Genomic DNA, 24,978 nt, shown 5'->3' with positions numbered 1-24,978 from the left:
TACATAATTATAATAAGAGATAAATCATGCCTTATAATCATAGAAAATTAGAACGACGCTTAAGCATTTGCGACAAAAAATTATCTGCGCTTTTCGCCAGTGAAAAAGAACTAGACGACAAGCTCAAACAACAAATAAAAGCAGTTCAAGATTATTATAACCTCTCTTATACTAAAGCAAGCTCAGCAAAGACTGTTGAAACAATTGCAACCAGTTATGAATCTTTTGTTGCTGGCCTCACTAAGGTAAAACATGGAGAGATGAGTCATATAGATGCAATGGATGCATTACTAAAGACAAGTGAATCTAGAAAAATTAATGTTTTATTTAAAAATCTTGCCAAAACATGTGAATTATTATTTTGGTCCGCTACTGCATTTTCTTTATATGCAGGTATTTTTGGAATCGCTTTACCCGTACTTATTATCCAACCGACTCTAGGTATTGCCGTGGGAATAACCATTGTTGGCGCGATGGTTGCAGCTGCATATAAAGCTCTTTCATGCTTTACCGAATTTAAATCAGTTAGCCGACATGACGCAGAATATACCAATGAAGTAAGTCTAGTTTCATTCTTCAAACACGCACCTCAAGAACGAGAAGTGCTCCAATCGATTGATGAGGAAGAAAACGAACTAGCACATGAATGTTGCATCTAAATTAATGGGGGTGGTCTGCCCCCATTGTTCGAGTAAACATTAGGGGGCAAGCTATTACAATTGCGAAATTTAACCAGATGTTTAATAATGATTAAATCACCGAACAAAGGAGTGAATATGTCACTCAAATCAACTAAAAGAAAAATTTTATATTGTGGCTTAATCACCTGTTTAATCAGTAGTTGTTATCGTCCACCTTATAACAATTTCAAACCAGTACATCCCATGCCTAGGCGAGTTGCTACCGGAGCAGTTGTTGGAACTGCGGTAGGAGCTGCTACTACAGGTACTGTAGCCGGAGCACTCGTGGGTACTGCAGCTGGAGGAGTTGCAGGGGCTGTTGTAGGGCTAAGTAAAACCAGTAAACGCAGTATCATTAAAGAATTGAATAAAGAAAATATTGAGTTCGTACAATATGGGGATACCATGACCCTTATTGTTCCTGTGGATAAATATTTCATGTTTGAAAGTCCACGTCTTAACGAAATTTGTTATCCAGGTTTAGTTAATATCATAAGGCTGTTGAAATTTTATCCATATAGCCCTGTTTATGTAGCTGGGTTTACAGATAATGTAGGTACTAGATACCATAAAAGGTCATTATCTCAAGCTCAAGCAGAAACTATGTTAACATTTTTATGGGCAAATAATATTCCAGCCAAACTCCTAAAAGCAGAAGGTTATGGTGATAAAAATGATGTAGGTGATAACCAATTGATTCATGGAAGTGCATTTAATAGACGCATTGAAATTCAATGGTTTAGTAGTTTAGGTGCAAAAATTTGCGCAACTTGCCCTGTTCCAGCACCACCACCTATGATTTATGCAACAAAGTAAGGCGATTTAATGCGTACATCACGATTTATTGGGGGAATTCTTTTAATTGTTGGAACTTCTATAGGTGGAGGAATGCTTGCTCTGCCTGTTGCCAACGCTGCGACTGGTTTTTGGCAATCCTCTATTTTTCTGTTTGTTTGCTGGGTTTTTATGACCTTAGGAGCCTTTTTTATTCTGGAAGCAAATCTTTATTTACCTAGAGGAAAACATATGGTTTCAATGGCGCAAGCTACTTTAGGTAATTTCGGCTTGCTCATTGCTTGGATAAGTTATCTATTTTTACTTTATACCTTATTGTCAGCTTATATTTCTGGTGGCACTGATGTATTAAACAGTCTTCTTTTTAAAATAGGGTTGCACTTAAGTGATTGGCAAGCAAGTCTTTTATTTACACTCATTTTTGGCCTTGTGGTTTATGGTGGCATTTATTATGTAGATTATGTGAATCGTGGTCTGATGTTTGGCAAATTAGCAGTCTATTTTTTATTAATAGTGCTGATTGCACCCCATATAGAGATACAACATCTTCATCATGGTGATATGCGTTACATTGGTGGAACCATCATGATTTTGATCACCTCTTTCGGATTTGCCATCATTGTTCCTAATTTAAGAGACTATTTCGATGATGATATTAAGCAATTAAAAAAAGTGATTTTTATTGGCTCATTAATTCCATTATTCTGCTATTTAGCTTGGGATGCTGTCATTATGGGTGCTCTTCCTTCTGAGGGTAGTGAAAACCTAGAAAGCTTAATGAGCAATCCACATACCACGAGTGCATTAGCAAGTATGCTCTCAAATAAAGTACAAAATACAATCATTAGTGCTTTATTTAATTTTTTCACTTCCATTTGCATGTTAACTGCTTTCTTAGGTGTATCCTTATGCTTATATAGTTTTCTTGCCGATGGTTTGAAGTTACGAGAGCGAGGGAGTCATGGTTTAGGGTTATTTTTACTTACTTTTACACCACCATTACTTATTGTCATTTATTATCCCGGCGCATACATTCATGCCTTGGGCTATGCAGGGATCTTTTGTATCATACTGCTACTGTTTTTACCCGCACTAATGTGCTATTTTGGTAGGAAATATTATAGCCCTGCTTTTAGTGTTCCTGGCGGTAAATTGACGCAAATTACCGTAATTGCTGTTTCAATTGGGCTGTTAATACATGAACTTTGGAAGTTAATAGGCTAAACGTAACAAAACCTGAAAAATTTGGAGTGCATACCTCAATCATTTTCAGGTTCTAAATACATTTCCAGCGTACACTACTGCATTGAACTCGGTTATGGTACGAATGTACTAAGTTAAGAGAAAAATCTGCTGATCAATGTCGAAGATGAAAATAGTTTAGTCAAAAACACTTAACTTAGTGCCATTAGGTTATGATACGATTGACCCAAAACGAGCAATATTGTATCATATTGAATTATTTTTTATCTATTTGGATTACTTCTTATGAACCATTCAAAGCTAATAGGTGGAATATTACTTATAGTAGGTACCTCAATAGGTGGCGGCATGCTTGCATTACCTGTATCTACAGCAGAAGTTGGCTTTAGTAATTCAATTTTCTTTCTATTTTTATGCTGGTTTGTCATGACTGCGGGTGCTTTATTAATGCTTGAAGTTAATCTACGCTTACCAACAGGTAGTAATATGATTTCCATGGCTAAATCTACATTAGGTTTACCGGGGCAAATTATTGCTTGGATCACTTACCTATTCTTGCTTTATACCTTACTGTCAGCATACATTTCAGGCGGAAGTGATATCTTTAATAGTTTATTGCATAAAATAAATATTAACTTACCCAACAGTATCACGGCGATACTGTTTACCTTTTTATTCAGCTTGATTGTCTATAACGGCATCCGTTCCGTAGATTACGTTAATCGAGGTTTAATGTTTGGTAAGTTGGGCATTTACATTTTGTTAGTTGCGATTATCAGCCCACATACATCAACTATGGGGTTAACTGGGGGCTCCGTACGTGCTTTTGCTGGCACACTAATGATTCTCATTACTTCTTTTGGCTATGCAACAATTATACCCAGTTTAAGAGATTATTTTGGAGATGATCTTCGTAGCTTAAGAAAGGTCATTCTCCTCGGCTCGCTCATTCCTCTTTTCTGCTACATTATTTGGGATGCCGTCATCATGGGTGTTGTATCACGTGAAGGCGATAATGGCTTAATTGCGCTCATGAGTTCTGATCATGCTACAAGCGGTCTAACTGAAGCGTTAAGTCAATCCGTTCAAAATCAATGGATAAGTGGATTTTTTGGCTTTTTTACTTCGATTTGTATGCTTACTGCGTTTCTAGGTGTTTCTATAGGTTTATTTGATTTTCTAGCAGATGGATTAAAACTTAAAAAATCTGGCTATCAAGGAAAATACACTTTAGCATTAACTTTTCTTCCGCCTTTGGCGGTAGTTTTATTTAATCCAGGAATTTACCTCCATGCTTTAAGCTATGCTGGAATTTGTTGTGTCATTTTATTACTGTTGCTCCCTGCAGTTATGGCATGGAAAGGACGTAAATACCTCATAACGAACGAAAGCCATTTAGTACCTGGAGGAAATTCCAGTCTTGTTCTCATTGGTTTTGTCGCGATAGGTTTACTTATTATTGCCCTAATGTATTAGCAGCAATGCGCTACAGACTCCCAACCTAATCTATGCACAAATCTATAGACATACCTCCAACTGCTCTCTGCACTAGAGGTTTGAGGTATCAAGAGTAGTTGTAATTATTGAAAATAATTTTTATTTGATTATTAAAGCTTCATAAAATAAACGATATATAGAGCAACCAATTGATCATTCAAAAAATGGTTAATTAATACGCTATAATAATAAGTAGGATAACTTTACGGCACTAAGCACAAGGAGGTTATCATGTTAGGTTGGGCACTCACATTTTTTATTATCGCTATTATTGCTGCTGCATTTGGATTTGGAGGAATAGCTGTAGCCGCAGCAGGAATTGCAAAAATTTTATTCTTCATATTTCTTGTTATATTTGTCGTATTTCTTGTAATGGGTTTACTTGGACGCCGTCCACCTCCCCCTTTATGAACAGACTATAAAAAAGAGCTTCAAGAAGCTCTTTTTTATAGTCTAATTGTAAATAATAAAAATATAAATTATCCTAAACAGCACTTAAAAATCTAAAGGAATAGAATGAAAATATCTCTAATTGCTAGTACACCTATATTATTATTTTCTTTATTGAATCCTGGTTATTGCTCTTCAAATCAATTATCCATTCTCTATTCATTTGATAGTTATGGTGAAGGCCGAACAGGAACAAATTTGCTCACTAATGATGATGGTATAACCTTTTATTCCCATAGTGATTACCATATTTTTAAAATTAACTCACTCTCTGGATCTTCCACTGTAATCCAAAAAGCAAGTACCTATCCCGATCAAGAAAAAAATTCTAGTTTTAGTGGTCATTTTACGATAAGTCGAGATAAAAATTATATGTACGGTATAGAAAATGGTTTTATAAGCGGCTCCATTTTTAAACTAAATCTCAATAATAATAATAAAGAATTGCTTCACGAGTTTGATTTAAGAGAGCGCTTTGAAGAAGGCTACGATGCGGTAGGTACTTTGATAGTCACACAAGATCAGCGGAAACTTTATGGCGCAACTGAATCTGGCGGTCTTATTCATTCTCGCTCAAAAGGGGGCGTAATTTATCAAATCACCATGGATCCAGAACTCGGATCTACTTATAAAGTAGTACATGCTTTTACAGGAAAAGAAGAGGGTAGGACACCTAATGGTGTTTTAGTTTTAAGTCCGGATGAGCATTATCTATATGGTTTAACGACTTATGCCAGTGAACCCAATTATTGCGGTACCCTCTTTAGAATCACTCTGGATGAATCAGAAAATCAACCCTTTGAGACACTGAGATCATTTGATTGTTCCAAGGATCAACCAAGGCTAAATACACTACTTATAAGCAAGGACGGTACTACTTTATATACTACATCGACAGATAATTATGGATCAGTTCTTAAAATTGAACTTAACCAACCCAATTATCCCACCACAGTATTACATCGCTTTGCAAGAAACGCTCAAGGACAACATCCAATTGATCTTGTATTAAGTCAGGATGAGCAGACTCTTTTTGGTTTAACAAGCGGTATGGACAGTAAAAATTATCATTATCCCGCGAATATTTTTAAAATTTCTTTAGCTAACGACGAACCTGTTTACTCAATTTTACATGTTTTCGATGAGAGTTTTCGGTCTACACCCCGATGGCCTAGAAAAATTATGCTTAATGCTGATGAAACCGCTCTTTATGGGACAAGTGAATATGGTGGAAAATACGGTATGGGAACTTTGTTTCAATTTGCTTTGAATCACTAGAGTTACAGAGGCGACAAACTAGAAGAACGTCACCCTCTGCGAAAGCAGGGGGTCTATTAGCGCATAGCTAATGAAAGATTATTACTCGCCTTTGCCTCAGATGCGTGATTGTATTAGAATCATAAGTTTATTTTAAAACCAAGAGTCTCTCTATCAGCACTTTGTTCCTTAGTTTTTCGTGCCTCCTGATATTCTTTCTTAAAATTTTTAAAATCAGAAGTGCTCTTATTTTCAACTTTTGTCGCTAATGAATCTTTAGTTATCGTAAGTGTCTCGAATCGCTTCGTAAAATCAGTTAATTCTAATTCAAAGTACCCTCCTTTTTTGAATTCTTGATCAAACGTTTTATTGTCCAAATTGCGTGTAGAATTTTTGATATCAACCACATTTCGGGGTTTTTCTTTATGGTGGAACAAGGAAAATGAATTAAGATTAGTTTTGGCATGAGCGGTTAAAACTAACACTGTTTGATTGTCAATTCTTTTTTCCTTCCAATAATAATCCCTTACTGTATGTCCCCAAGGATTTCTTATTAAAAGGAATTTAAGTCCACCCCGTTGATAACAAGCAACCACGTGCATTGCATGCTCACTAACCAATCCTTTGGAGTTTTTTTCTCTAACACCTGATGATCTCTTTTGAAATGTTCCTACGATTTCTTTCGACCCAACAATAACAAGTTTGTTCTGTGTTAAATTGTCCGAAATTCTTTTAAAAAATTCATTCTGCTCTGTCGTATAAAGTTTTAGACCTCGTTTTTGAGGTATAGACTCTATTATTCGTGTTCCAATTTGTTCAATATTTATGGCTTCAGGTAAAGGAGCTTTACCAGCAAACAACGAAATTAGAAGTGTATTTACTCGTTCATGGTTCTGATGTAGAGACAAGGGTGAGCTTTGTGTTAGAACATTTACATGATGCTCTATACTGTCTATAATGCTCTCTCTCTTTTGTTTTTCTTGAGCAATAAAATTCAAAAGACTTTCTTCAAGAGTTTCTTTTTCTAAAGCGTTTAATTTTAATAACAATGAAATATTATCAATTATTTGATTGAAACTACGATTGAAAAAATTTTCGTCGTCACCAAAAGCATCTTTCCCTTCTCTAAGAATAATTAATGGTGACTCAAACATTTCTTTAAACTCTATTAGGGTTATATTTCTCGGAATTATTTCTATATCGGCAGGTAATCCTAAGCGTCTATAAGCTATGGAAGGATCACCTACTTCCAAAGCATATTCAAAACTTTGTGGCTGAATTTTGAAGAGTTTAGAGGAAAATATTATTTCTTCTCCTTTTGATTCCTGTATTGAGAGACTAAAATCGCACTCTTCTTTTTTCGGATCATTTTTATCTCTCTTCAATATTCGATGTAAAGCATATGCTTTTTCTAACAAAAAAATTGCTGCATGAGTATGATTATTAGTTTTCAAAGAGTCTATTTTCGTGGCATCTAATACATAGGTCCAAACTTCTTTGTCTTCTTGTAAAGAAATTTCTACTGTATTATCATTAGTGTTGTATTTTAATAGTTTATTCAAATAATCATTATCTTTTTCAAGAATACTACCAAGAGCAGCAAGCATAAAACAATTACTTACCCCCTGTTGTCTAATGTCAGTAACTTTAATAGGTGTCGCTACTCGTGAAAGCTCTATGTGAGTAGTTTCCCATCCTAAGATTTCTTTGAGCTCTTTATCAGTAACTCTTATTTTCTTGTGTTGTAATTCTTCATCGTTAACTGGCACTTTGGTATACATGATAATCTCGCATAGATAAATTTGTTTGCTTAATTTTCAGTATAATGACGCAAAATGAAGCCACCGTGACTTAATAATGATTGATTGGAATAGTTTTTGTTCTTTTATGGCATAGGGTTAATAAATGTATGTTTTTCCATAAAACGTAGGATGTAGAGTGTTATGAGGCAAGGCAGAAATAACTGGAAGTGAACCATCAGTCTATACGATGAAAAACCTATTTCGCAGCACGAGTGATGACGAGCTTGCGATTTTATAGTGATAATAGGTATCTAATACAAGCGCGCCCATTTCATAAGATCGTAGAGACGACGTATGACAGGCTCTATGTGCTTATCTTTCGAACTATTCAGATCGAGTTCTTTCATAAGCGTCTCTTCATTTGTTTTAATGATTAAGATTCAGCATCTATCCAAATTGGCATTCATTTACATTATCAGAACGGCTAACACATAATTGATAGTGATCGGCTCCACCCCATGGAATCCTGGATTCCTCTATAAACTCTACAGTTTCAAGTTGAACATGATCTTCTGAAACGCCATGATAATAATGACATCTAACATTATCGCTTGGATGTTTATGATCACCCCAGGCCGCCACTCTGAAAACCAAATTTTTTTGGCTAGGGCTTTTATCATTGACTACAAGTTTCCAGCCAGATGGTGGAACAACATAATAATTTCTACCCGCCTTCACTAATAACTCATTTACTGTTGGGCAGGTTTTAGCATAGGCTAGCATTGTTATGCCATATAAAACACAAAAAGTGATTCCTTTTTTCATATATCCTCCTTCGATTAATTGTCGATTTCTTTATCTTAAAATTTATTAACTGATTTTTATAATCATAAAATTAAATCATTTAATAGAATATTTTGCTTGGACTTCAAAATTATCAATCAATATAATTTATTATATTCTTCTAATGATGAATTTTAATGATATTACTTGACCCAAAACTTATTGCCTTTGAGGCCATTGTGAAAAATGGAACTGTTCATGGTGCTGCAAAAATGCTTTTCATCTCTCAAACTGCGGTTACTGAACGTCTGCGGATATTAGAACAAAAAATGAAAACAACCTTATTTATTCGAAGTCGCCAAGGTATGACCTTAACGCTGGAAGGAGAATCTTTGCATCGTTACTGTCAACGTGTCATTGAAATGGGAGGTGCCCTTCTTGCAAGTATTCAAGGTGGTGGAATTACCTCAAACATACCCATCAAAATCGCTGGCCCCTCCAGTATTATGCGAACCAGGATAATTCCACAGTGCCAATTGGTAATGAGCGAATTTCCTCTATTGGTCATGACGTTTCAGTTAGATGACAATCCAGATATTAGCCCAAGGTTAAAGTCTGGTGAATTCGATCTTATTATTTTGCAACCGAAACATGCCTCTTCAGAGATGATTTGTAAACCATTAAACTCAGAACACTATGTTTTAGTTTGCTCACCAAAATGGCAACATCGCACCTTGAATGATATCCTTACTCATGAAAAGATTATTGATTTTGATGCAGTAGATCAAATGTCCCATTCCTATCTCGAAGCTTTTGGCTTATTAAGCGGTATTCAAACGGACCGTCATTTTGTGAATAATACCGAAAGTTTAGCTCAATTACTTGCGGCGGGATTTGGCTATGGTGTACTAACAAAAGAGTTTGCGGAGCCTTATATCAAATCCAATACTTTATATGTCCTTAATCAAGGGAGATCATTTGAAAATCTCGTTTCTCTTGCTTGGTATCCGCGACCAGAACAACCTCCCTACTTCTCAGCTTTGATTCATGCTATTCAGTAGCATTAATAAACCACTTTAATCAAACAAGGTGAATAAATGATTCGACTCGATTTAACTTAGATTGTTGTATCAGTATTAATCAAAAATTTTAACCTGAGTATTTTGCAAAGAACTTTTCCATGCTCTTTTCATAATTTCGGTATTAAATGAACTACCAAAATCAGCATTTCGGTTAAGAGCAATCACTCCCATCTCTCCATTAATTTTTTTGTTCCGTTCATGAATCACATAATCACAAGCTTGCTGCAAGGACATATTAAATTCAACCATCATGGATATCGTATGGCCTACCACATTTCTAATTAAATATTCCCCTTCTCCAGTTCCAGAAACCGCACACGTATTATTATTGGCATAACATCCGGCCCCAATAACACAACTATCCCCTATTCTGCCAGGAAGGCAATTACTGGTCCCTCCTGTAGAGGTTCCAGCAGCAAGATTTCCATGCGCATCCAAAGCTACAGCACCCACAGTTCCTGTTATTTTTTTATTTTGGATCGCTTCTAAGGTCTCGATCTTATTGAGCTTTTGAAATGTCTCATATTGATGCGAAGTTATAAAATACGACTCTTTTTCAAGTTCAAGATTATATTTTTTTGCGATTTCTAAAGCCCCATATCCAGAAAGAAAAACATGATTTGTATGTTCCATCACCAAACGAGCAAGATGAATTGGGTTTTTCACAGTACGGACCATAGAAACAGCACCTGCATCCAAATTGTGACCGTTCATGATTGATGCATCCATTTCTACTTCACCACGACAATTTAATGCAGAACCTTTTCCCGCATTAAATAATGGATTATCCTCAAGAATTGTAATCGACTCTTCAACAGCATCCAAAGCCGACCCACCTCTATCAAGCACGGAGTAACCTTTTTCAAGTGCATCAATCAAGCCCCTTTCAACCTCTTTTTGATATTTCTGTAAAAAAGGATAATTTTCACTAGCACCACCGTGTACTGCGATTGCAATTTTATTCATGTTCTTATTCCAAATTTGACTTTTTTACAGGAATAGCTGGATTTGCAAGAGTGCGATCTGCAATTGAAAATTGGCATCCCTTGACTAAGAGATGTACAATTAAATTTTCAACAAAAACCGCCTCACCTTCTTCAACATCAGTTATATTGGTTTGATCAATATTTCTACCATCGATGATCACAACCATACCTGAACCATAACATTCTGCATCCGATCCATTGCGTATGACCAAAGCAGTATCTTCTCCTAAACCAATACCTAATTGTTCTGGGTTCATAATAATGGCATGAGCAAGACGACTAAATCGGCCTCGTTTAATAAAATGAGTATCAATAATACAGGATTGTAAAATCCCCAAACCCGAGGAGGTCAATAAATTTCGATACCTTAATGCTTCGGATAGCCCACCACCAGTGATCATTACCGAAGCCATTACCATTGCCCCTGCACTTGTACCTGCGATAATGAAGTCACTATCCTGCATATATCGATCTTTAATGATATCAACAACAGGCGTTCCACCTAATATTGTGGATAAACGAAATTGATCACCACCCGTAAAGAAAATAGCTCCCGCATTTTCTGCTCGTTTTAAATATTCACTGCTACGTGCTTCTCCCCTTTTTTTAATAGGAATAAAACCTATATTGTTATATCCCATATTATGAAAAACATTTTGATAAATTTTTTTTACTTCATCCTGAATTTCTGAGCCAGTCGTAATAATCTCTATTTTCTTATTGGACGGGGGTAATAACTCACTTAGAATTTCATAGCGAGTAAATTCTTTTTTTTGTTCCGTATCGGTTGATAGATCACTACCTTTATCCTCTGCACCCCCGATAATCAGTAACTTAGCCTTGGGTACCATCATAGACCTCACTGACTGACTTAAATTGTTTTTCCTTTTGCTTCAAAAAATGAATGGTTTCAAATACATTCTCCACAGCACAAAAGATAAACGAATTAACATCAGCAACTTCTAGTACATGCTCAATAGCTGTCAATTCATCTGAAATAATATTTAATGAGGGTTTAAATTCAGAGCGAAGAATTCCAGAAACAAGAAGACGATTAATTTCATTATGCGTTCGTCCTCTTCCATCCTTATCATGTCGGATCACAATCTCATCAAACATAGAGGCGGCATGGAAACCTAATTTTTCTATATCTTCATCACGTCGATCACCAACAACACCAATAATTCCTATTTTTTTAGCGCAATGCACCGACTCAAGATAATTCTTTAACTCACAGAAAGCACCTTCATTATGTGCGTAATCGACCATCACATGACAATGAGGAAATTTAAAAAGATTCATACGTCCAGGTAAATTATCAAACGTAGGATAAAAAACATGCAGTGCTTCTTTTATCTTATCAAAAGAAAATTGACTAATCACTCCAGCTAAAGTAGCGGCCAATATATTGGCTATCATGCTAGTAGCAGCACCATGAAAACTAAGTGGTATTGATTTTATATTTGATAAAAAGGTTCGCTCAGAACCTCTTTGCACCACAAGACGGCCTTGATCAATATATGCAGCTAGTCCACCCGCCCTACAATGCTTTCTAATCCGTAGACTTTCATACATGCTAAATAAAGCAATATTACAATCCAAATCATTCCTTAGGTCATAAGTTAAATTATCATCTGCGTTTAAAATAGCATAGCCAGACTTTTTAGTACTACGAGCAACAACTGCTTTGACTCGAGCCAGATCTTCCAGAGTATGGATATCATTTAATCCCAAATGATCGCCACTGATATTTGTAATGACACTAATATCACATTCATCAAACCCCAAACCTGAACGCAAAATCCCGCCTCGAGCACATTCTAAAACTGCAAAATCAACTTCAGGATCATATAAAACTACTTGTGCGCTGTCAGGACCACTGCAATCTCCACTATGAACCAATCTATTATTTAAATAAATTCCATCGGTTGTAGTAAATCCTACATGATGATTCGTATAACGTGCAAAATGAGCAATCAAACGCACAACCGTTGTTTTTCCATTAGTACCAGTAACTGCCACAATTGGAATTCTTGCACTTAAGTGATTAGGATAGAGCATATCAAGAATAGGCGCCGCAACATTACGTGGTTTCCCTTCATTAGGGGCTAAGTGCATACGTAACCCAGGTCCTGCGTTAACCTCAAGAATCGCCCCCTGATTTTCGTTCAAAGGAACGCTTATATCTTTTGAAATAATATCTATTCCACAAATATCTAAATTCACAAGACGCGCTACACGTTCAGCAAGATAAATATTAAAAGGATGCACTTCATCAGTAACATCTCGAGCTGTTCCTCCTGTGCTTAAATTTGCCGCCTCTTTTAAAAATAAAATTTGTTTTTTGGGTAAGATGCTTTCTAAACTCAAATTATGTTCATTTAAAATAGAAAGAGTTGTGTCATCTACTTTAATTGTAGTTAACGTATTTTCATGAGATTCACCCCGATTAGGATCTTCATTGACCTGCTGAATCAGTTGATTAATTGTAAGCGTTCCATCTCCCACCACGTGGGCTGGAGTACGTTTTGCTACTGCAACCACCTTATAATTAATTACCAAAAACCGATAATCTTCACCTGAGATAAAACGTTCTAATATGATTTGATCGGAAATTTTTTTTGCCAACTTAAAAGCAATATGAACTTTTTGCTTATCAGTAATATGAGTCATAACCCCTTTACCGTGATTACCATTAAACGGTTTAATCACTAGAGGAAATCCTAATTGTTCCATTGCATCATTTAGCTCCTCTTCAGAGTGAATCATCAAACCGTTGGGGATTGGAATAAAATTTGCTTTAAGAATTTGCTTTGTCAGTTCTTTATCCGAGGCAATATCAACGCCAATTGAACTTGTTTTAGAAGATACAGATGCCCAAATTTTTTTTTGATTTCGACCATATCCTAAGGTAATTAAAGAGGTTTGCCCATAACGTTTATAAGGTATTTTTCTTTTTTGTGCTTCTGCAAGGATTGCCCGAGTGCTAGGGCCAATACCTTGTTCTTTAAAAATTTCTTTTAAATGAGCGATTGCTTCATCTAAAGGATATGATCTCCCTTCTGCTATCGCATGAATGAATTCGACAGCAATAGTTCCCGCATATAAACCTGCTTCCTCTATTTGATAAGAAAACAGTACGGTGTAAACCCCGTACTCATGAGTTCCATAGGTCCTTCCAAAACCACATTCCATGCCTGCAAGACATTGCAATTCCAATGCAACATGTTCTATAACATGCCCTAACCAAGTTCCTTCTTCAACTCTTGTTAAAAATCCTCCTTCAACACCAAGAGAGCAGCGGTGACTGAATAAACTTGGTAAATATTGAGTTAATCGCTCCTGAAAGCCCACTAAGAGATTGGTGGGAAATTCCTCGTATTTTCCTATATCAAGCTTGATAACAATGAGTTCCCTTCTGAAATTTGACCAATAATTAGGCCCTTTTAAGACTTGGGTTTTTAAAATGTTCATATGCATTCCTTGGCATAAAATGAATAACTAAAAACTCTTTTTAGCATAGGAAGAATTCATGAATTCTTCAAATTTATTTAAAAAATAACTGATAAATGATTGATTGTGAATTAAGGAATATCTTAGGGTGTGTAAACACGCCCTAATCGTTTGAAAATAAAAGAATATTGCCCACATTTCTAAAGAAACACGGGCAACGAAGATTGCTTTTTAACAGTTCAGGTAATTTATGTACAATTACACTCACATTCTTGATGATTTATTTCCTCTATAGAATCCTGTAATTTTAGTGGCAAATTCAGGTGCTGAGAAATTAGGCCAATGATCTTTGTCAAATCCTGGAGCATCTTTCAACTGTTGCTTATCCACATTAAGAATAAAACAATCATCTTTGTTGTCATACATAAATAAATTCCATGGCACTGCAAAAAATTTATTTCCAAAACCTAAAAAACCACCAAAATCAAGTACCAAATAATCCACTTTCCCAGATAGTTTATCGATAACAACTTCTGCAATTTCGCCTAGGTTTTCGTGTGTTGGATTCATCACTTTAGTGCCGGTAAGTTCTCCGGATTTAACAATTCCTCTGTTTTCCATGTTAAACCTCCTTGTAATATATAATTAATCATCAATGGCGAGTTTTACTTTGAAAGTCTTTTACTGCTTTTTCCGCTTGATCTTTAGTATAACCGTAATGTTTTTGAAGTTTTCCAAAAATCTCTTCTTGGTTCCCTTCAATTTGTTTTAAGTCATCGTCAGTGAGCTTACCCCAGAATTGTTTCATTTGACCTTTGACTTCTTCCCATTTACCTTGAAAAATATCCCTATTCATTTTATTTCTCCTTTTCTTCAGGTTCAAACTAACTGTAGTCAGTAATTTCAAAAAATACAAAAAATATTTAAGATATGGTGCTCAAATAGACTTAAGTATTATAATCATTTCGTATTTGCTCCTAATTTCCTATTTCACCTGGATTTTTTGCATGAAATTTTCAACCCTATTAAAAATGATGCGATTTTGGCCACCTTTTTGGGGAGCAGGAATTAGCGTAAAGAATTTTAATCCTGATGGAACATCTATTGTTGTCCAAATGAAAATGCGCTTTTGGAACAAAAATTATGTAGGCACTCATTTTGGGGGCTCTATGTATTCCATGACAGACCCATTTTACATGCTGATGTTAATGAATTTATTGGGTAAGGGATATATTGTCTGGGACAAATCTGCATCTATTCGTTATAAAGTACCTGCTAAGGGGACTCTTTACGCGAGATTCGAGCTGTCATTGGAGCAAGTTGAAAAAATTCGACTGCAAACAGAAGATGCTAAAAAAATTGAATCAGAATTCAATATACCTATTACCAATGAAGAAGGCGCTACAGTTGCCGAGGTAAAAAAAGTTCTATCTATTGCTAAAAAATAGCTTACATAATCCGACATATAAAGCATTTTTATGCCTTGTAACTCACGTTAATTTCCAAAAGTAAAGGTATAGAATTGAACTCCAGGTTCATTAACAATGATGTGTAAATATCCACTCGTAAATTCCTTTTGCACTACTAGCGGATAAATAGAGTATTTATCGATTAAAAGAACACTTTCTTTTATCTTTCTTCCAGTTAAATCACTTAAAATCACCTTAATATTAATTGGTTTTGCAGTACTATTGCCCATAACAGCATACACTTTGCGTGCTTTAAAATGTATTTTTAGTGCTGCATTCGCTTCTTCAGCACGAATATACTCGGCATGAACCTGCCATAAACCTTCTAAACTCCAAACATTAGCAGATAATTCTGGAGAAAAATGATAGCGAGTAGTTTTATCCTTTATAAGTTTCGGACTGTAATCAGCATCAGCTCGCGCATAGCCTAAATAAGTTTCGGGAGTTTCTGTGAATGAAAAAGAATTATCTTGTGACATATTTAAAATAGTTAAATTCTTCACCCCCAATAAAAAGCGAATGTTATTTTCAGTAATATCATAATTGCCTTCACCAAAATGCTTGTATACTACATCACCCTTTTTATTAATTAAATAATGTGCAGGCCAATAATGATTCTCATAGTTATTCCAGGTAACATACTGATTATCAAGTGCTACAGGGTATAAAATTCCATAGCTTTTTACTGCGGCTTCCACATTAGACAATTTTTTTTCAAAATCAAATTCGGGCGTATGGACACCAATGATCACCAATCCTTGATTGTGATAGCGTTTATACCATTCTTTAACATAGGGCAAAGTACGCAAACAATTAATACAAGAATAAGTCCAGAAATCAACTAACACTACTTTTCCATGCAAATCGTTTATGTGCAAGGGTGGGGAATTTATCCACGCATCAATGCCTTGTATGGGCGGTGCCGGATAAGGAAGCCACAATCCATCAATTAATGAAGTAGATGTTTTAATCCCTGTTTGAGGATTAACTGAAGTAGAAACAACAAGTCCTTCAAAATAAAGCATATACACTACGCTTATAATAATCAATCCACCTAAAAATTTACGAAAAAGAACAGCCCGAGATTTAAAAAAAGCAAAAGTTCTGATTAATTTTTTCCCATAAAGAGAGATAATAAACATAGGAATTGCTGCGCCCAAAGCAAAGGCAATAAGAGTAAAAAAACTAATTAGCGTTGCTTTTTGCAAAGCAGTTTGGACAATTATTGCTGCCAAAATAGGTCCTGCACACGGTGTCCAAATAATTGCAATTATGCCCCCAAATAAAAGTCCATTCCAAAAACCTCCTTCAGAATCATTTACTGGAGAAAAAATATTCCCTATGCGGGTAAATCCTTGGGTCATTTTGCCAAATTGTTCTGTTAAATAATTTGAAAACATAATGAGTCCCAAAAAAAGCAAAAGAACATAACCTGCATTGCGAACCCAATTAAAATCAATGTCAAAGTACTGCACTAATTGATGCGAAAAAAATATCAGTAGAGAAAAAAACAAAGTAAAACCAACAATAATGCCCACTGGCCTTTTTTTAGATCCTGTCAAAGATCCTGCTAGAAAAATAGGCAAAATAGGCAAAATACAAGGAGAAATAATGAGACCAAATCCCTCAATAAATCCTAAAAGTACATTTATAAAATGAGCTTCCATTTTTATCTTCCTGAGAACCTACAATTCATCTACAATATTCTACATACGCACATAAACACCACTTTCTTGTAAACGTTTAGCAACAACTAATTGGATATTATCACGTGCTCTTGCAGGAAAATATTGATAAACATCTAAAAAATCTTTGGCATTAATCGTAAGAAACTGACAGGCAGTAATGGTAACAATCCGCGCTGTTCTGCGTATATTACGTAAAATAGCAATTTCCCCGAATACATCTCCTACACCCAAAGTGTTGATATGTTTCCATCCCATAGAGCTTGTTTTTACAGAAACATGTACCGAACCCTTAATAATAATATAAAGCCTATCCCCTACTTCACCTTGTTCTATAACAATCTCTTCAGGTCCATAAGCAACAATCGTGCATTTATCCGCAAGCATTTTCTGCTCAGTAAATCCTATACCTGTAAAAATAGGGGCTCGAGATAGTATGGGGATCTTATCTATTTGTGACAAATTATTAATCGTATCCATGAAGTTGCTCCCTTAATAATCATGCAATATGACTTAATTTATAGTATAGATTGTATTTTCTAATTTTTTTAAATGGCTTTATCCTAAATTAATGTGATTCATTTGAGAAAAGAATTTAGCCTCCACTCAGCGTATTATTCGCTCTTTTATCGATTTTTTATTACCCTATTGTTTCTGAGAAAATTTGATGTAGTTTCAAAACATTTCTCAGTACAAGTTTTTTCAACATTGATTGGATACATTGAAGGGAGACTATCTACAATACTAATTGGCTCGCACTTGACTCGTATTTTCTTCTTTGGGTATTGTATTTTGCTCAGTGCATGTTTCATCAGATACAGGGAGGTCAATATTACTTACTAAATCATGAGTTCCTTGAATATTTCGTGTATCCTTCACTGCAGTCATAGCCAAAGAAACATCTTCAGCTTGTTTGTCTCCTTGTGGCATACTTGATTTTTTAGCATCTAAGTCCATTTTATCGAGAAAACCGCTTTCTTTTAAGTCTTGTTTAAAATCTGTAAGTCTTGGATTATCAAGAACCTTTTGGGCAAACGCTTTTACCGCGGGATTATTGTTTAAATAATCCTGTGCCATGTCACTAACCCCAGGAATTTTAAGTGCTTGTTGACACAACCATTGTGTGGTCTTATCTTCAAGCATTCCAACAGCGTGTTGTTCGGCCCCTGGTTGCTTAATTGCCTCATTAAGAGGCATTCCTCCCCCTTTCCCAAGCTTTATACCAAACAGATTGAACAATGATTCTATCATTTTCATTAATAAGTTATTATTATTTTCATTCGATTCTGTTCTTTCAGTCATGTTGCTTACCTCATAATAATGATAACTTGCTTAAAACGTTACCTATTATATTAGTCAATATGAGCAAATTAATTCCAACGAGATATTTTGATTTCACATATGAATCGTTTAAATAATTTATGATTGCAAAGTGATTAATAATCTCTAAGAGAGTCACAAAATAATTGCCCAAGAAACAATAGAACACTAATTAAATCTGCTACCCCACCAGGACTAATTCCTATTTCTGAAAAAACTCGATGTATTTCTAGAGCTTTTTGCCTGCGAGTTTGCAAACAGGAAATAGCTAGCAATTCTTTTACTTTACATTTTGCATAATCCAATCCAACCTTTCCCTTTTTATAGAGAATATTGGTATCATCTACGCACATTAAAAGCTCTGCATAAGCAAACAAACAGACTGTATCTAATGATTGTGTTTCTATAAAAAGCTCAATAAAAGCAGGGAGTAATTGAAAAATCCGATCATAACCTTGCATCGCCATTTGCCTCGCATCAATCACCTTATATTTTTGGCGCACTAAAGCACCATGACTTCCTGGATCTCCGGTATGATTTTTTAAAGGTATTGGCCAATCGTTTAATAACTGCAAATGTACGTCACTAGGTGTAAAAAACTTCTTTTTCTGAGCTAATCGAATCACTGAAACACAGATAATGCCTAAAGCAAAAATAGCGCCACGATGGGTATTAACCCCAAAAGTTCGCGCAAGCATTCGTTGCTCAGCCTTAATAGCTATTTTTCTTAATTCCTCGAAAGAACCATTGATTAGTCCATTTTTTGAAATTTGATAAAAATAATGGCGCAAGGCAAACAAACTGCGATAAAAAGTTTTGCCATCCATATCATGATGCGCCCCTGAATCAATAAAACTTACTAATCCAGGCTTTGGATACGCCTTAACCTCAAAATAAAGCGCTCTAATTGCCAATTTAGCTAAAGTTCGTTCACAACAAGGGATAGTGTTCATAAAGTTCTGTTCTTGATAATAAGATCACGTTGTTCTTACTCTTACACAATAGTTTTTTTGTAGATGTATTGAGTAATTCTTTAATCGAAATATCTCCTAAGGTTTGAAAACGGACCTCTCCATCTATAGTTCGTTTAAATTGTTGCGTTAAAGTATCAATGAAACCTTGCAAATGAGCTAATGAATATTCGTCATAATTGAGGAGCAAATCAAGATCGGAACTTTCGGTAACGAAATCGTATCCTGATAAATATTGGAATAAAAAAGATCCATAAACGGCAACATCTGACATTTCATAGAATTCAATAAATCTGCTTAAATCGTCAAGGCCATAATAACGCAAGAAAAAATCCTGCATCTCAATAAGTTGAGGTAGAGGTTCTTGCTTTTGTATTACTGAGGGTACAACTCGAAGGCCAACGCGATGTTTTTTACTGGCATACCAAAGAGATAAACCTAGATTGACGGTTTCTGCGTCAGGTAATTGTTTTGCATAAATACATGGAAATCCTCTTGTAAGCCAGGATGAAACTTGTTCTTCAATTATTTTTTTATCTCCATGACAGGCTACAAGAGAGAAATCCGCATCAGGCTTAAGATAAATTAGATGATGTCTTTGTGGAGTCATGTATGATTAGCGACTTGATTGATGATTGCAAAAGCCAACTTCCGCCCCCCACGCTCACTGCCTAAAAATGCACGATCATCTTCAGTGCTCTTCTTTTGAATGGCTAAACTAATCTTTTTAGCAAGTTCAGATGGAGTCACAATCTCATGTAAGCCTCCGAGTTGATAAAAATTTTGAACTCCGGGAGCAAACACTGGAAACGTCTTGCTCAGTTCCTTAAGCTGATTCAATTCTATTTTTGTCACTTTAGAAATACCCTCCAACCACATCACCGCTAAAGCTGCATCCGGTAATGCTAAGATTGTATCGGCCATCAATCCATAAGCAATAAACGCACCACCCAATGCTTGATTATAAACAAGCGATATCAATGGATTTCCCTGTTGACGTAAACATTCAAGACATTCAAGCAAGTGACCAAAATATTGTTGCATTCCTAACCATTCATCACGCATCGTTAATTCTTGCCCTGCAACATCCACTAAAAGCAATACTGGATCTTTAGATTGACTTTCAAGAATTTCGATTATATGTTCCGCCATAATCAGTGCTTGTTCAGCACCGAGAAAAGTGGATTCTTTAACTCCGAGAATATGCATCAATTGGTTATTTAACCTTGCTTGTCCCTGAATCACGGATTGATTCTCAATGAACTCAATTTCCTGAGAAAAAATTAATTTTAGAATATCCCTTAACGCAGCCATTTTATAGTTCCTTCGTCGCAATTCTTATAGCCATGATGTAACTCATAAGTTTGTTTTTATCTCTTTTGCTGCCTTTAAAAACTCTTCATCCTTCATATTAAAAAGAGTAGCAGCATACTTTGGAGCAACTTTGCTTAAATAAGTACCTTCTTCCTGATAACCTATCGTATCCTGGAGTCTTTTTTTCAAGAGATTATGCTTTTGTTTGATTGAGTTAATATCTAGAGGAATATGTTTATCTAGGGCAGCAATAAGCTTATCACGAATCACTGCTACATCCGAACTTATATAGCTCTGAACAACATCTTGTAAATAACGTGTTTTTCCTCCGTATACGCGCCATACCAAAGCCCTATCCAATGCATTAAACGCTTCTATTCCTGCTACAGCTTGGATTACTTCAGGACCGGAAACGCCAATACGCCCCACTTCATTTATAATCAGATAATCCAAGCACCCAGAAATAATGCCCATACCACCAAAAGCGCCGTTCTTACCGCAAACTACACCTACAGTCATTATTCCATTATTTCTGGCGTCGAAAATAGCACGAATCGTTTCTGAAATAGCTATCTCTCCAGCATTTGCTTCATGTAAACGCACCCCGCCACTATCAATAAGCAAAATTACCGCTTTAGCTTTAGTCTTAATCGCTGCTTTGAATAAACCCGTAAGTTTTGCGCCATGAATTTCACCAACAGCTCCCCCCATAAAATCTTTTTGCTGAGATGCAATAAGCACTTTATTCTTTTCCAATAAGGCAGAGCCAATGACAATGCCATCATCTGCTTCTCCGGGTAAATTTAAAGCGGCTAAATAGGGGCTATAATGTTTTTCTTCAGCAAGCCACTCCACAAATGAGTTCTCATCAAAAAGAGCATGAATTCGTTCACGCGCACCAAGTTCTTGGTAGTTTGTACCGATTTTGTAATAACCTTGAAATTCTTCTAAGGCTTGACTTAAACGTAATAGAACAACAGCGGGCATTGCGCCATTATCATTAAGCGTAAATTGCAAACCTACAGGCTTATATCGATTCACAAAATCCCCGATCACCATTTTCCAAACAGGTTTATAATGCTCAACTGCGGTTTGAATCATAAATAAAGTTTCGGATGTATCATTCTCTTCAATAATAACTTCCAAATTACCTGAGCCCACAACCCCACAAACTGTTTTTTTACCTCGTAACCGATTGCCAGGCAATGTAAAACGAAACTCCATTGTTTCCATATTCTTACCTCTACCAATTTCTAAATTTTGCAGGTGGCTCATATAAACCATGAGAACAGTCAACTAGATCTCGAATGGACTTAGCAGCTAAGAGATCGCGAGTTGCATCAGAAACCTTAATCCCTAAATCTTCAGGACGTTTTATTACGCCTCGATGACACAATTCTTCAACCTTGGCCTTATCCCGTTGTATGCCAACCTCTGTATAACCTGCAACACCACGAATTGCTTGCTCACGCTCCGCAAGAGTGCGACACATTAAAAGATTTGCAATGCCTTCTTCAGTCACAATATGACTTACATCATCTCCATAAATCATCACTGCAGGCAAATCTGCATTCATTGATTTTTGTAATTCCCACGCGTCCAGCTTTTCTACAAAAGTGGGACGTGCTGAACTCTGAAATGTTTCAACCATTTGAATGACTAATTTTCTTCCTCGAGGCATGGTCGTTGCTAATGCTTCACTACGTTCTTGCCCTGCTTTTAGCCACGCATAAGAGGAATGGCGTCGTCCGGGCGCGTCACAACCCATGTTAGGAGCCCCGCCAAAACCGGCAATTCGACCTTCAACAGCAGTTGAACTGTTGCCTTCAAGATCTATCTGTAATGTAGCGCCAATAAATACATCACAGGCATAATGCCCAGCAAGCTGGCCTAACATACGATGAGAACGCAAACAACCTTCTTTACCCGTAAAAAATACATCAGGACGAGCAGCTGCATAGCGATTCATGCCAACTTCACCTCCAAAAGGATAAATGGTTTTTACAAATCCAGCCTCTATAGCAGGAATTAACGTAGGTAGAGGATTCACAACCCAATGCTGGCCTATTTTTCCTTTTAGTCCTAATGATTCCGCATAAGTAGGTAATAATAGTTCAATGGCACAAGTATTAAAACCAACGCCATGATTTAAGATATTTACTTGATAAGGTGCATATATTCCTTTAATGACCATCATAGCCATTAATATTTTTATCTCATCAATTTGAGCAGGATCTCGGGTAAAAAGAGGTTCTATATAGGAGGGTTTCGGACCTTTAACAATAACGTCAACCCAATCACTTGGAATATCAACTCTCGGTAAACGATCAACCAGTTCATTAACTTGCACCACGACAATACCATTTTTAAAATTGGTTGCTTCGATAATTGCTGGAGTTTCTTCAGTATTTGCTCCGGTAAATAAATTACCTTGTTGATCCGCTTGTTCTGCCATCAACAAACAAACATGGGGCGTTAAATCAGTAACTAATCGACCAAAAAGCTCATTATAAGTATGAATATTACCTATCTCGATTTTTTTATTTTTAACCATATTGGCCAGACGTACTGACTGTGGTCCTGAATAAGCAAAATCAATTCGCGTTGCAATTCCTTTTTCAAAAATATCGAGATGTTCAGGCAAAGCGATAGCGGATTGAATCATATGCAGATGATTCACTTGTTTGGGATCTAATTGGGTCATTGCTGCAGCCAAAAAGCTGGCTTGCTTTTGATTATCGCCTTCAATACATACTCGATCACCTGAATGAATGAGCTTTGAAAGTACTGCCACTAAATCATCTGCATCAATAAACTTATTGTTTTTAAAGTAATCGTTAATCTTGGAGAGACGATTCAAATATTCTTTTTTATTTCTGTCCCACATTGTTGATCCCTGAACATGTCATTGTTTCTATTTAACGCCAGTTCGCTATAAAAAATAAAGTGATTTTTTACAGCGAACTGTTTTATTTAGAACTTACGTTATTTTAATGCAACTTCAATCGAGGCTTTACTCTACGACTTAATAAATTAGACAAAGTAAGTAAAAAGACTCTCCACCAACCATATAAAGCTATTTGATGTTGCTTGTATAAAGATAAATAAAATAAGCGAGCCAATTTGCCTTCTATCATAAAGCTCTTAGCCATTTTCCCCATTAAGTTACCTACTACATGATGGCTTAATGTCACCAAAGAACCATGATCACGATAATGATAAAAAGGTATTGGTTTACCCTCTAAATAATTTGGTAAATGTTTCGCTAAAAAATGGGCTTGTTGATGAGCAGCCTGTGCTCTTGGTGGGACCGTTTTATCTGAATTGGTCTGGGGACAGCTTGCGCAATCTCCTAATGCAAAAATGGCATCATCTACAGTGGTTTGTAACGTTTGCTTGACTACTAATTGATTCATGTTATTGACTTCTAAACCATCTAAATGACGCAAAAAATTCGGAGCTTTAATGCCTGCAGTCCACACAACAACATTAGCGGCTATAAATTTTCCTGATTGAGTAAATAATCCTTTTTCTGTAACTTCCTTCACCGGTTCATTTACATGGATAGTTACTCCCATATGAGTTAACTTAGCAAATACTTTTTCAGATAATTGATTTGGGAGAGCAATTAGCAATCGATTTGCTGCTTCTATTAGAGTCAAAGAAATATTTTTAGGCTGAATCTCAAATCCATAATTAATAATTTGCTGAATTGAATGATGTAATTCTGCTATGAGTTCAATCCCCGTAGCTCCTCCGCCCACTATTACAAGATTAAATGGCTCATGTTTGGGTTGTTGGGAAAGACACATAAAATGATTTAATAATTCGCGATGAAAATAGCTCGCTTGTTGAAGATTATCTAAAAACAAACAGTTTTCATGGACACCGGGGATGCCAAATTCATTCGCAATGCTGCCCACTGCAATAATTAAAATATCATACGAAATTACCCGTTTGGGCAAAATTTCTTTTTCGTGGCTGAAAAAAGGCGATAGATAAATTTCCTTTTTACTGCGATCCAATCCTTCTAATGCCCCTAAAACAAAATGAAAATGATGTGTAGCAGCATAAGCTAAGTATTCAATTTCATTTTCGTTGGTATATAAGCTCCCCGCAGCAACTTCATGCAAAAGAGGTTTCCAAATATGTGTAGGTGATGAATCGACTAGAGTAATAGAGACTCTACCTGCTTTCCCCAATTTACCACCGAGTGTCGCAGCCAGCTCCATGCCTCCTGCACCACCACCTACAATAACAATATGTGGTGAATTCAACTTGACCATAGAGT

General features: G+C 36.0%; 24 protein-coding genes. 8 read left to right on the top strand and 16 right to left on the bottom strand.

The window, feature by feature from the left end; genetic code table 11:
- The first annotated feature begins 26 nt into the window (after positions 1 to 26).
- The 6 genes from Lgra_RS11420 to Lgra_RS11395 all read left to right on the top strand — a co-directional run bounded on the left by Lgra_RS11420 (position 27) and on the right by Lgra_RS11395 (position 5,903).
- Positions 27 to 659, top strand: a complete 633-nt coding sequence (locus Lgra_RS11420; RefSeq protein ID WP_058499402.1) for a DUF5638 domain-containing protein — start codon at positions 27 to 29, stop codon at positions 657 to 659.
- A 117-nt stretch (positions 660 to 776) separates the two neighbouring features.
- The gene (cmpA, locus tag Lgra_RS11415) at positions 777 to 1,496 is read left to right on the top strand and encodes a C-OmpA-like family protein CmpA (protein WP_058499401.1); all 720 of its coding nucleotides are present in this window, start codon (positions 777 to 779) and stop codon (positions 1,494 to 1,496) included.
- Positions 1,497 to 1,505: 9 nt separating this feature from the next.
- A complete protein-coding gene (locus Lgra_RS11410; protein WP_058499400.1) occupies positions 1,506 to 2,699 on the top strand; it encodes an amino acid permease in 1,194 nt (397 codons plus the stop codon).
- Between the two features lie 264 nt (positions 2,700 to 2,963).
- A complete protein-coding gene (locus tag Lgra_RS11405) occupies positions 2,964 to 4,154 on the top strand; it encodes an amino acid permease (RefSeq protein WP_058499399.1) in 1,191 nt (396 codons plus the stop codon).
- 252 nt (positions 4,155 to 4,406) lie between these two features.
- Positions 4,407 to 4,586, top strand: coding sequence for a DUF1328 family protein (locus tag Lgra_RS11400; RefSeq protein WP_003635698.1), 180 nt, complete (start codon positions 4,407 to 4,409; stop codon positions 4,584 to 4,586).
- Positions 4,587 to 4,691: 105 nt separating this feature from the next.
- Positions 4,692 to 5,903 (top strand): choice-of-anchor tandem repeat GloVer-containing protein, encoded by a 1,212-nt coding sequence (locus Lgra_RS11395; protein WP_058499398.1) that lies wholly within the window; start codon positions 4,692 to 4,694, stop codon positions 5,901 to 5,903.
- A 119-nt stretch (positions 5,904 to 6,022) separates the two neighbouring features.
- Here Lgra_RS11395 and Lgra_RS11390 read toward each other — a convergent pair whose 3' ends face one another.
- Together Lgra_RS11390 and Lgra_RS11385 are read right to left on the bottom strand one after the other, a co-directional pair.
- Positions 6,023 to 7,663 carry a calpain family cysteine peptidase gene (locus tag Lgra_RS11390; protein WP_058499397.1) on the bottom strand — a complete coding sequence of 547 codons (1,641 nt, stop codon included), beginning with the start codon at positions 7,661 to 7,663 and terminating at the stop codon, positions 6,023 to 6,025.
- Between the two features lie 408 nt (positions 7,664 to 8,071).
- Positions 8,072 to 8,449: a hypothetical protein gene (locus Lgra_RS11385; RefSeq protein WP_058499396.1), complete on the bottom strand. Its 378-nt coding sequence runs from the start codon at positions 8,447 to 8,449 to the stop codon at positions 8,072 to 8,074.
- Between the two features lie 155 nt (positions 8,450 to 8,604).
- Between Lgra_RS11385 and Lgra_RS11380 the strand changes: the two genes are divergently transcribed.
- Positions 8,605 to 9,468, top strand: coding sequence for a LysR family transcriptional regulator (locus Lgra_RS11380; RefSeq protein WP_058499395.1), 864 nt, complete (start codon positions 8,605 to 8,607; stop codon positions 9,466 to 9,468).
- A gap of 75 nt (positions 9,469 to 9,543) precedes the next feature.
- On the opposite strand, the gene Lgra_RS11375 is transcribed toward Lgra_RS11380, so the two are convergent.
- From Lgra_RS11375 to Lgra_RS11355, 5 genes are all read right to left on the bottom strand, one after another.
- On the bottom strand, positions 9,544 to 10,455 hold the full coding sequence (locus tag Lgra_RS11375) for an isoaspartyl peptidase/L-asparaginase family protein (RefSeq protein ID WP_058499394.1): 912 nt from the start codon (positions 10,453 to 10,455) through the stop codon (positions 9,544 to 9,546).
- 4 nt (positions 10,456 to 10,459) lie between these two features.
- Positions 10,460 to 11,329 (bottom strand): cyanophycinase, encoded by an 870-nt coding sequence (locus Lgra_RS11370; protein ID WP_238584430.1) that lies wholly within the window; start codon positions 11,327 to 11,329, stop codon positions 10,460 to 10,462.
- Positions 11,310 to 13,949 (bottom strand): cyanophycin synthetase, encoded by a 2,640-nt coding sequence (cphA, locus tag Lgra_RS11365; protein WP_058499393.1) that lies wholly within the window; start codon positions 13,947 to 13,949, stop codon positions 11,310 to 11,312. The genes Lgra_RS11370 and cphA overlap by 20 nt, the downstream gene beginning before the upstream one ends.
- 243 nt (positions 13,950 to 14,192) lie before the next feature.
- Positions 14,193 to 14,549, bottom strand: coding sequence for a PRC-barrel domain-containing protein (locus Lgra_RS11360; protein WP_058499392.1), 357 nt, complete (start codon positions 14,547 to 14,549; stop codon positions 14,193 to 14,195).
- 31 nt (positions 14,550 to 14,580) lie between these two features.
- A complete protein-coding gene (locus tag Lgra_RS11355) occupies positions 14,581 to 14,784 on the bottom strand; it encodes a CsbD family protein (RefSeq protein WP_058499391.1) in 204 nt (67 codons plus the stop codon).
- Between the two features lie 151 nt (positions 14,785 to 14,935).
- On the opposite strand from Lgra_RS11355, the gene Lgra_RS11350 reads away from it, so the two are divergent.
- Entirely contained in the window at positions 14,936 to 15,376 is a 441-nt protein-coding gene (locus Lgra_RS11350) for a DUF4442 domain-containing protein (RefSeq protein WP_058499390.1), read from the top strand.
- A 47-nt stretch (positions 15,377 to 15,423) separates the two neighbouring features.
- Here the strand turns inward: Lgra_RS11350 and Lgra_RS11345 are convergent, their stop codons facing one another.
- The 9 genes from Lgra_RS11345 to Lgra_RS11305 all read right to left on the bottom strand — a co-directional run bounded on the left by Lgra_RS11345 (position 15,424) and on the right by Lgra_RS11305 (position 24,973).
- Positions 15,424 to 17,064: a cytochrome c biogenesis protein DipZ gene (locus tag Lgra_RS11345; RefSeq protein ID WP_058499389.1), complete on the bottom strand. Its 1,641-nt coding sequence runs from the start codon at positions 17,062 to 17,064 to the stop codon at positions 15,424 to 15,426.
- Between the two features lie 39 nt (positions 17,065 to 17,103).
- Positions 17,104 to 17,562 carry a cyclic nucleotide-binding domain-containing protein gene (locus Lgra_RS11340; RefSeq protein WP_058499388.1) on the bottom strand — a complete coding sequence of 153 codons (459 nt, stop codon included), beginning with the start codon at positions 17,560 to 17,562 and terminating at the stop codon, positions 17,104 to 17,106.
- Positions 17,563 to 17,826: 264 nt separating this feature from the next.
- Positions 17,827 to 18,384, bottom strand: a complete 558-nt coding sequence (locus tag Lgra_RS11335; RefSeq protein WP_058499387.1) for a hypothetical protein — start codon at positions 18,382 to 18,384, stop codon at positions 17,827 to 17,829.
- A 134-nt stretch (positions 18,385 to 18,518) separates the two neighbouring features.
- Complete coding sequence (locus tag Lgra_RS11330; RefSeq protein ID WP_058499386.1) at positions 18,519 to 19,355, bottom strand: triphosphoribosyl-dephospho-CoA synthase; 837 nt, start codon at positions 19,353 to 19,355, stop codon at positions 18,519 to 18,521.
- Entirely contained in the window at positions 19,333 to 19,983 is a 651-nt protein-coding gene (gene mdcG / locus Lgra_RS11325) for a malonate decarboxylase holo-[acyl-carrier-protein] synthase (RefSeq protein WP_058499385.1), read from the bottom strand. The genes Lgra_RS11330 and mdcG overlap by 23 nt, the downstream gene beginning before the upstream one ends.
- The gene (locus Lgra_RS11320; protein WP_058499384.1) at positions 19,980 to 20,687 is read right to left on the bottom strand and encodes a biotin-independent malonate decarboxylase subunit gamma; all 708 of its coding nucleotides are present in this window, start codon (positions 20,685 to 20,687) and stop codon (positions 19,980 to 19,982) included. The genes mdcG and Lgra_RS11320 overlap by 4 nt, the downstream gene beginning before the upstream one ends.
- A 42-nt stretch (positions 20,688 to 20,729) precedes the next feature.
- Positions 20,730 to 21,920 carry a biotin-independent malonate decarboxylase subunit beta gene (locus Lgra_RS11315; RefSeq protein ID WP_058499624.1) on the bottom strand — a complete coding sequence of 397 codons (1,191 nt, stop codon included), beginning with the start codon at positions 21,918 to 21,920 and terminating at the stop codon, positions 20,730 to 20,732.
- Between the two features lie 10 nt (positions 21,921 to 21,930).
- Positions 21,931 to 23,574, bottom strand: coding sequence for a malonate decarboxylase subunit alpha (mdcA, locus tag Lgra_RS11310; RefSeq protein WP_058499383.1), 1,644 nt, complete (start codon positions 23,572 to 23,574; stop codon positions 21,931 to 21,933).
- 103 nt (positions 23,575 to 23,677) lie between these two features.
- Positions 23,678 to 24,973 (bottom strand): NAD(P)/FAD-dependent oxidoreductase, encoded by a 1,296-nt coding sequence (locus Lgra_RS11305; protein WP_058499382.1) that lies wholly within the window; start codon positions 24,971 to 24,973, stop codon positions 23,678 to 23,680.
- Positions 24,974 to 24,978 lie beyond the last annotated feature (5 nt).

The sequence above is a fragment of the Legionella gratiana genome, from assembly GCF_001467695.1.
In the GTDB taxonomy this organism is placed as follows: Bacteria; Pseudomonadota; Gammaproteobacteria; order Legionellales; family Legionellaceae; genus Legionella; species Legionella gratiana.
Note: the sequence above shows the minus strand (reverse complement) of the source record. Positions and strands in the feature narration are given on the sequence as shown.

Coding starts and splice junctions, on each gene's coding strand:
- Lgra_RS11420 (WP_058499402.1), top strand. CDS start 27: ATGCCTTATAATCATAGAAAATTAGAACGACGCTTAAGCATTTGCGAC.
- cmpA (WP_058499401.1), top strand. CDS start 777: ATGTCACTCAAATCAACTAAAAGAAAAATTTTATATTGTGGCTTAATC.
- Lgra_RS11410 (WP_058499400.1), top strand. CDS start 1,506: ATGCGTACATCACGATTTATTGGGGGAATTCTTTTAATTGTTGGAACT.
- Lgra_RS11405 (WP_058499399.1), top strand. CDS start 2,964: ATGAACCATTCAAAGCTAATAGGTGGAATATTACTTATAGTAGGTACC.
- Lgra_RS11400 (WP_003635698.1), top strand. CDS start 4,407: ATGTTAGGTTGGGCACTCACATTTTTTATTATCGCTATTATTGCTGCT.
- Lgra_RS11395 (WP_058499398.1), top strand. CDS start 4,692: ATGAAAATATCTCTAATTGCTAGTACACCTATATTATTATTTTCTTTA.
- Lgra_RS11390 (WP_058499397.1), bottom strand. CDS start 7,663: ATGTATACCAAAGTGCCAGTTAACGATGAAGAATTACAACACAAGAAA.
- Lgra_RS11385 (WP_058499396.1), bottom strand. CDS start 8,449: ATGAAAAAAGGAATCACTTTTTGTGTTTTATATGGCATAACAATGCTA.
- Lgra_RS11380 (WP_058499395.1), top strand. CDS start 8,605: ATGATATTACTTGACCCAAAACTTATTGCCTTTGAGGCCATTGTGAAA.
- Lgra_RS11375 (WP_058499394.1), bottom strand. CDS start 10,455: ATGAATAAAATTGCAATCGCAGTACACGGTGGTGCTAGTGAAAATTAT.
- Lgra_RS11370 (WP_238584430.1), bottom strand. CDS start 11,329: ATGATGGTACCCAAGGCTAAGTTACTGATTATCGGGGGTGCAGAGGAT.
- cphA (WP_058499393.1), bottom strand. CDS start 13,949: ATGAACATTTTAAAAACCCAAGTCTTAAAAGGGCCTAATTATTGGTCA.
- Lgra_RS11360 (WP_058499392.1), bottom strand. CDS start 14,549: ATGGAAAACAGAGGAATTGTTAAATCCGGAGAACTTACCGGCACTAAA.
- Lgra_RS11355 (WP_058499391.1), bottom strand. CDS start 14,784: ATGAATAGGGATATTTTTCAAGGTAAATGGGAAGAAGTCAAAGGTCAA.
- Lgra_RS11350 (WP_058499390.1), top strand. CDS start 14,936: ATGAAATTTTCAACCCTATTAAAAATGATGCGATTTTGGCCACCTTTT.
- Lgra_RS11345 (WP_058499389.1), bottom strand. CDS start 17,064: ATGGAAGCTCATTTTATAAATGTACTTTTAGGATTTATTGAGGGATTT.
- Lgra_RS11340 (WP_058499388.1), bottom strand. CDS start 17,562: ATGGATACGATTAATAATTTGTCACAAATAGATAAGATCCCCATACTA.
- Lgra_RS11335 (WP_058499387.1), bottom strand. CDS start 18,384: ATGACTGAAAGAACAGAATCGAATGAAAATAATAATAACTTATTAATG.
- Lgra_RS11330 (WP_058499386.1), bottom strand. CDS start 19,355: ATGAACACTATCCCTTGTTGTGAACGAACTTTAGCTAAATTGGCAATT.
- mdcG (WP_058499385.1), bottom strand. CDS start 19,983: ATGACTCCACAAAGACATCATCTAATTTATCTTAAGCCTGATGCGGAT.
- Lgra_RS11320 (WP_058499384.1), bottom strand. CDS start 20,687: ATGGCTGCGTTAAGGGATATTCTAAAATTAATTTTTTCTCAGGAAATT.
- Lgra_RS11315 (WP_058499624.1), bottom strand. CDS start 21,920: ATGGAAACAATGGAGTTTCGTTTTACATTGCCTGGCAATCGGTTACGA.
- mdcA (WP_058499383.1), bottom strand. CDS start 23,574: ATGTGGGACAGAAATAAAAAAGAATATTTGAATCGTCTCTCCAAGATT.
- Lgra_RS11305 (WP_058499382.1), bottom strand. CDS start 24,973: ATGGTCAAGTTGAATTCACCACATATTGTTATTGTAGGTGGTGGTGCA.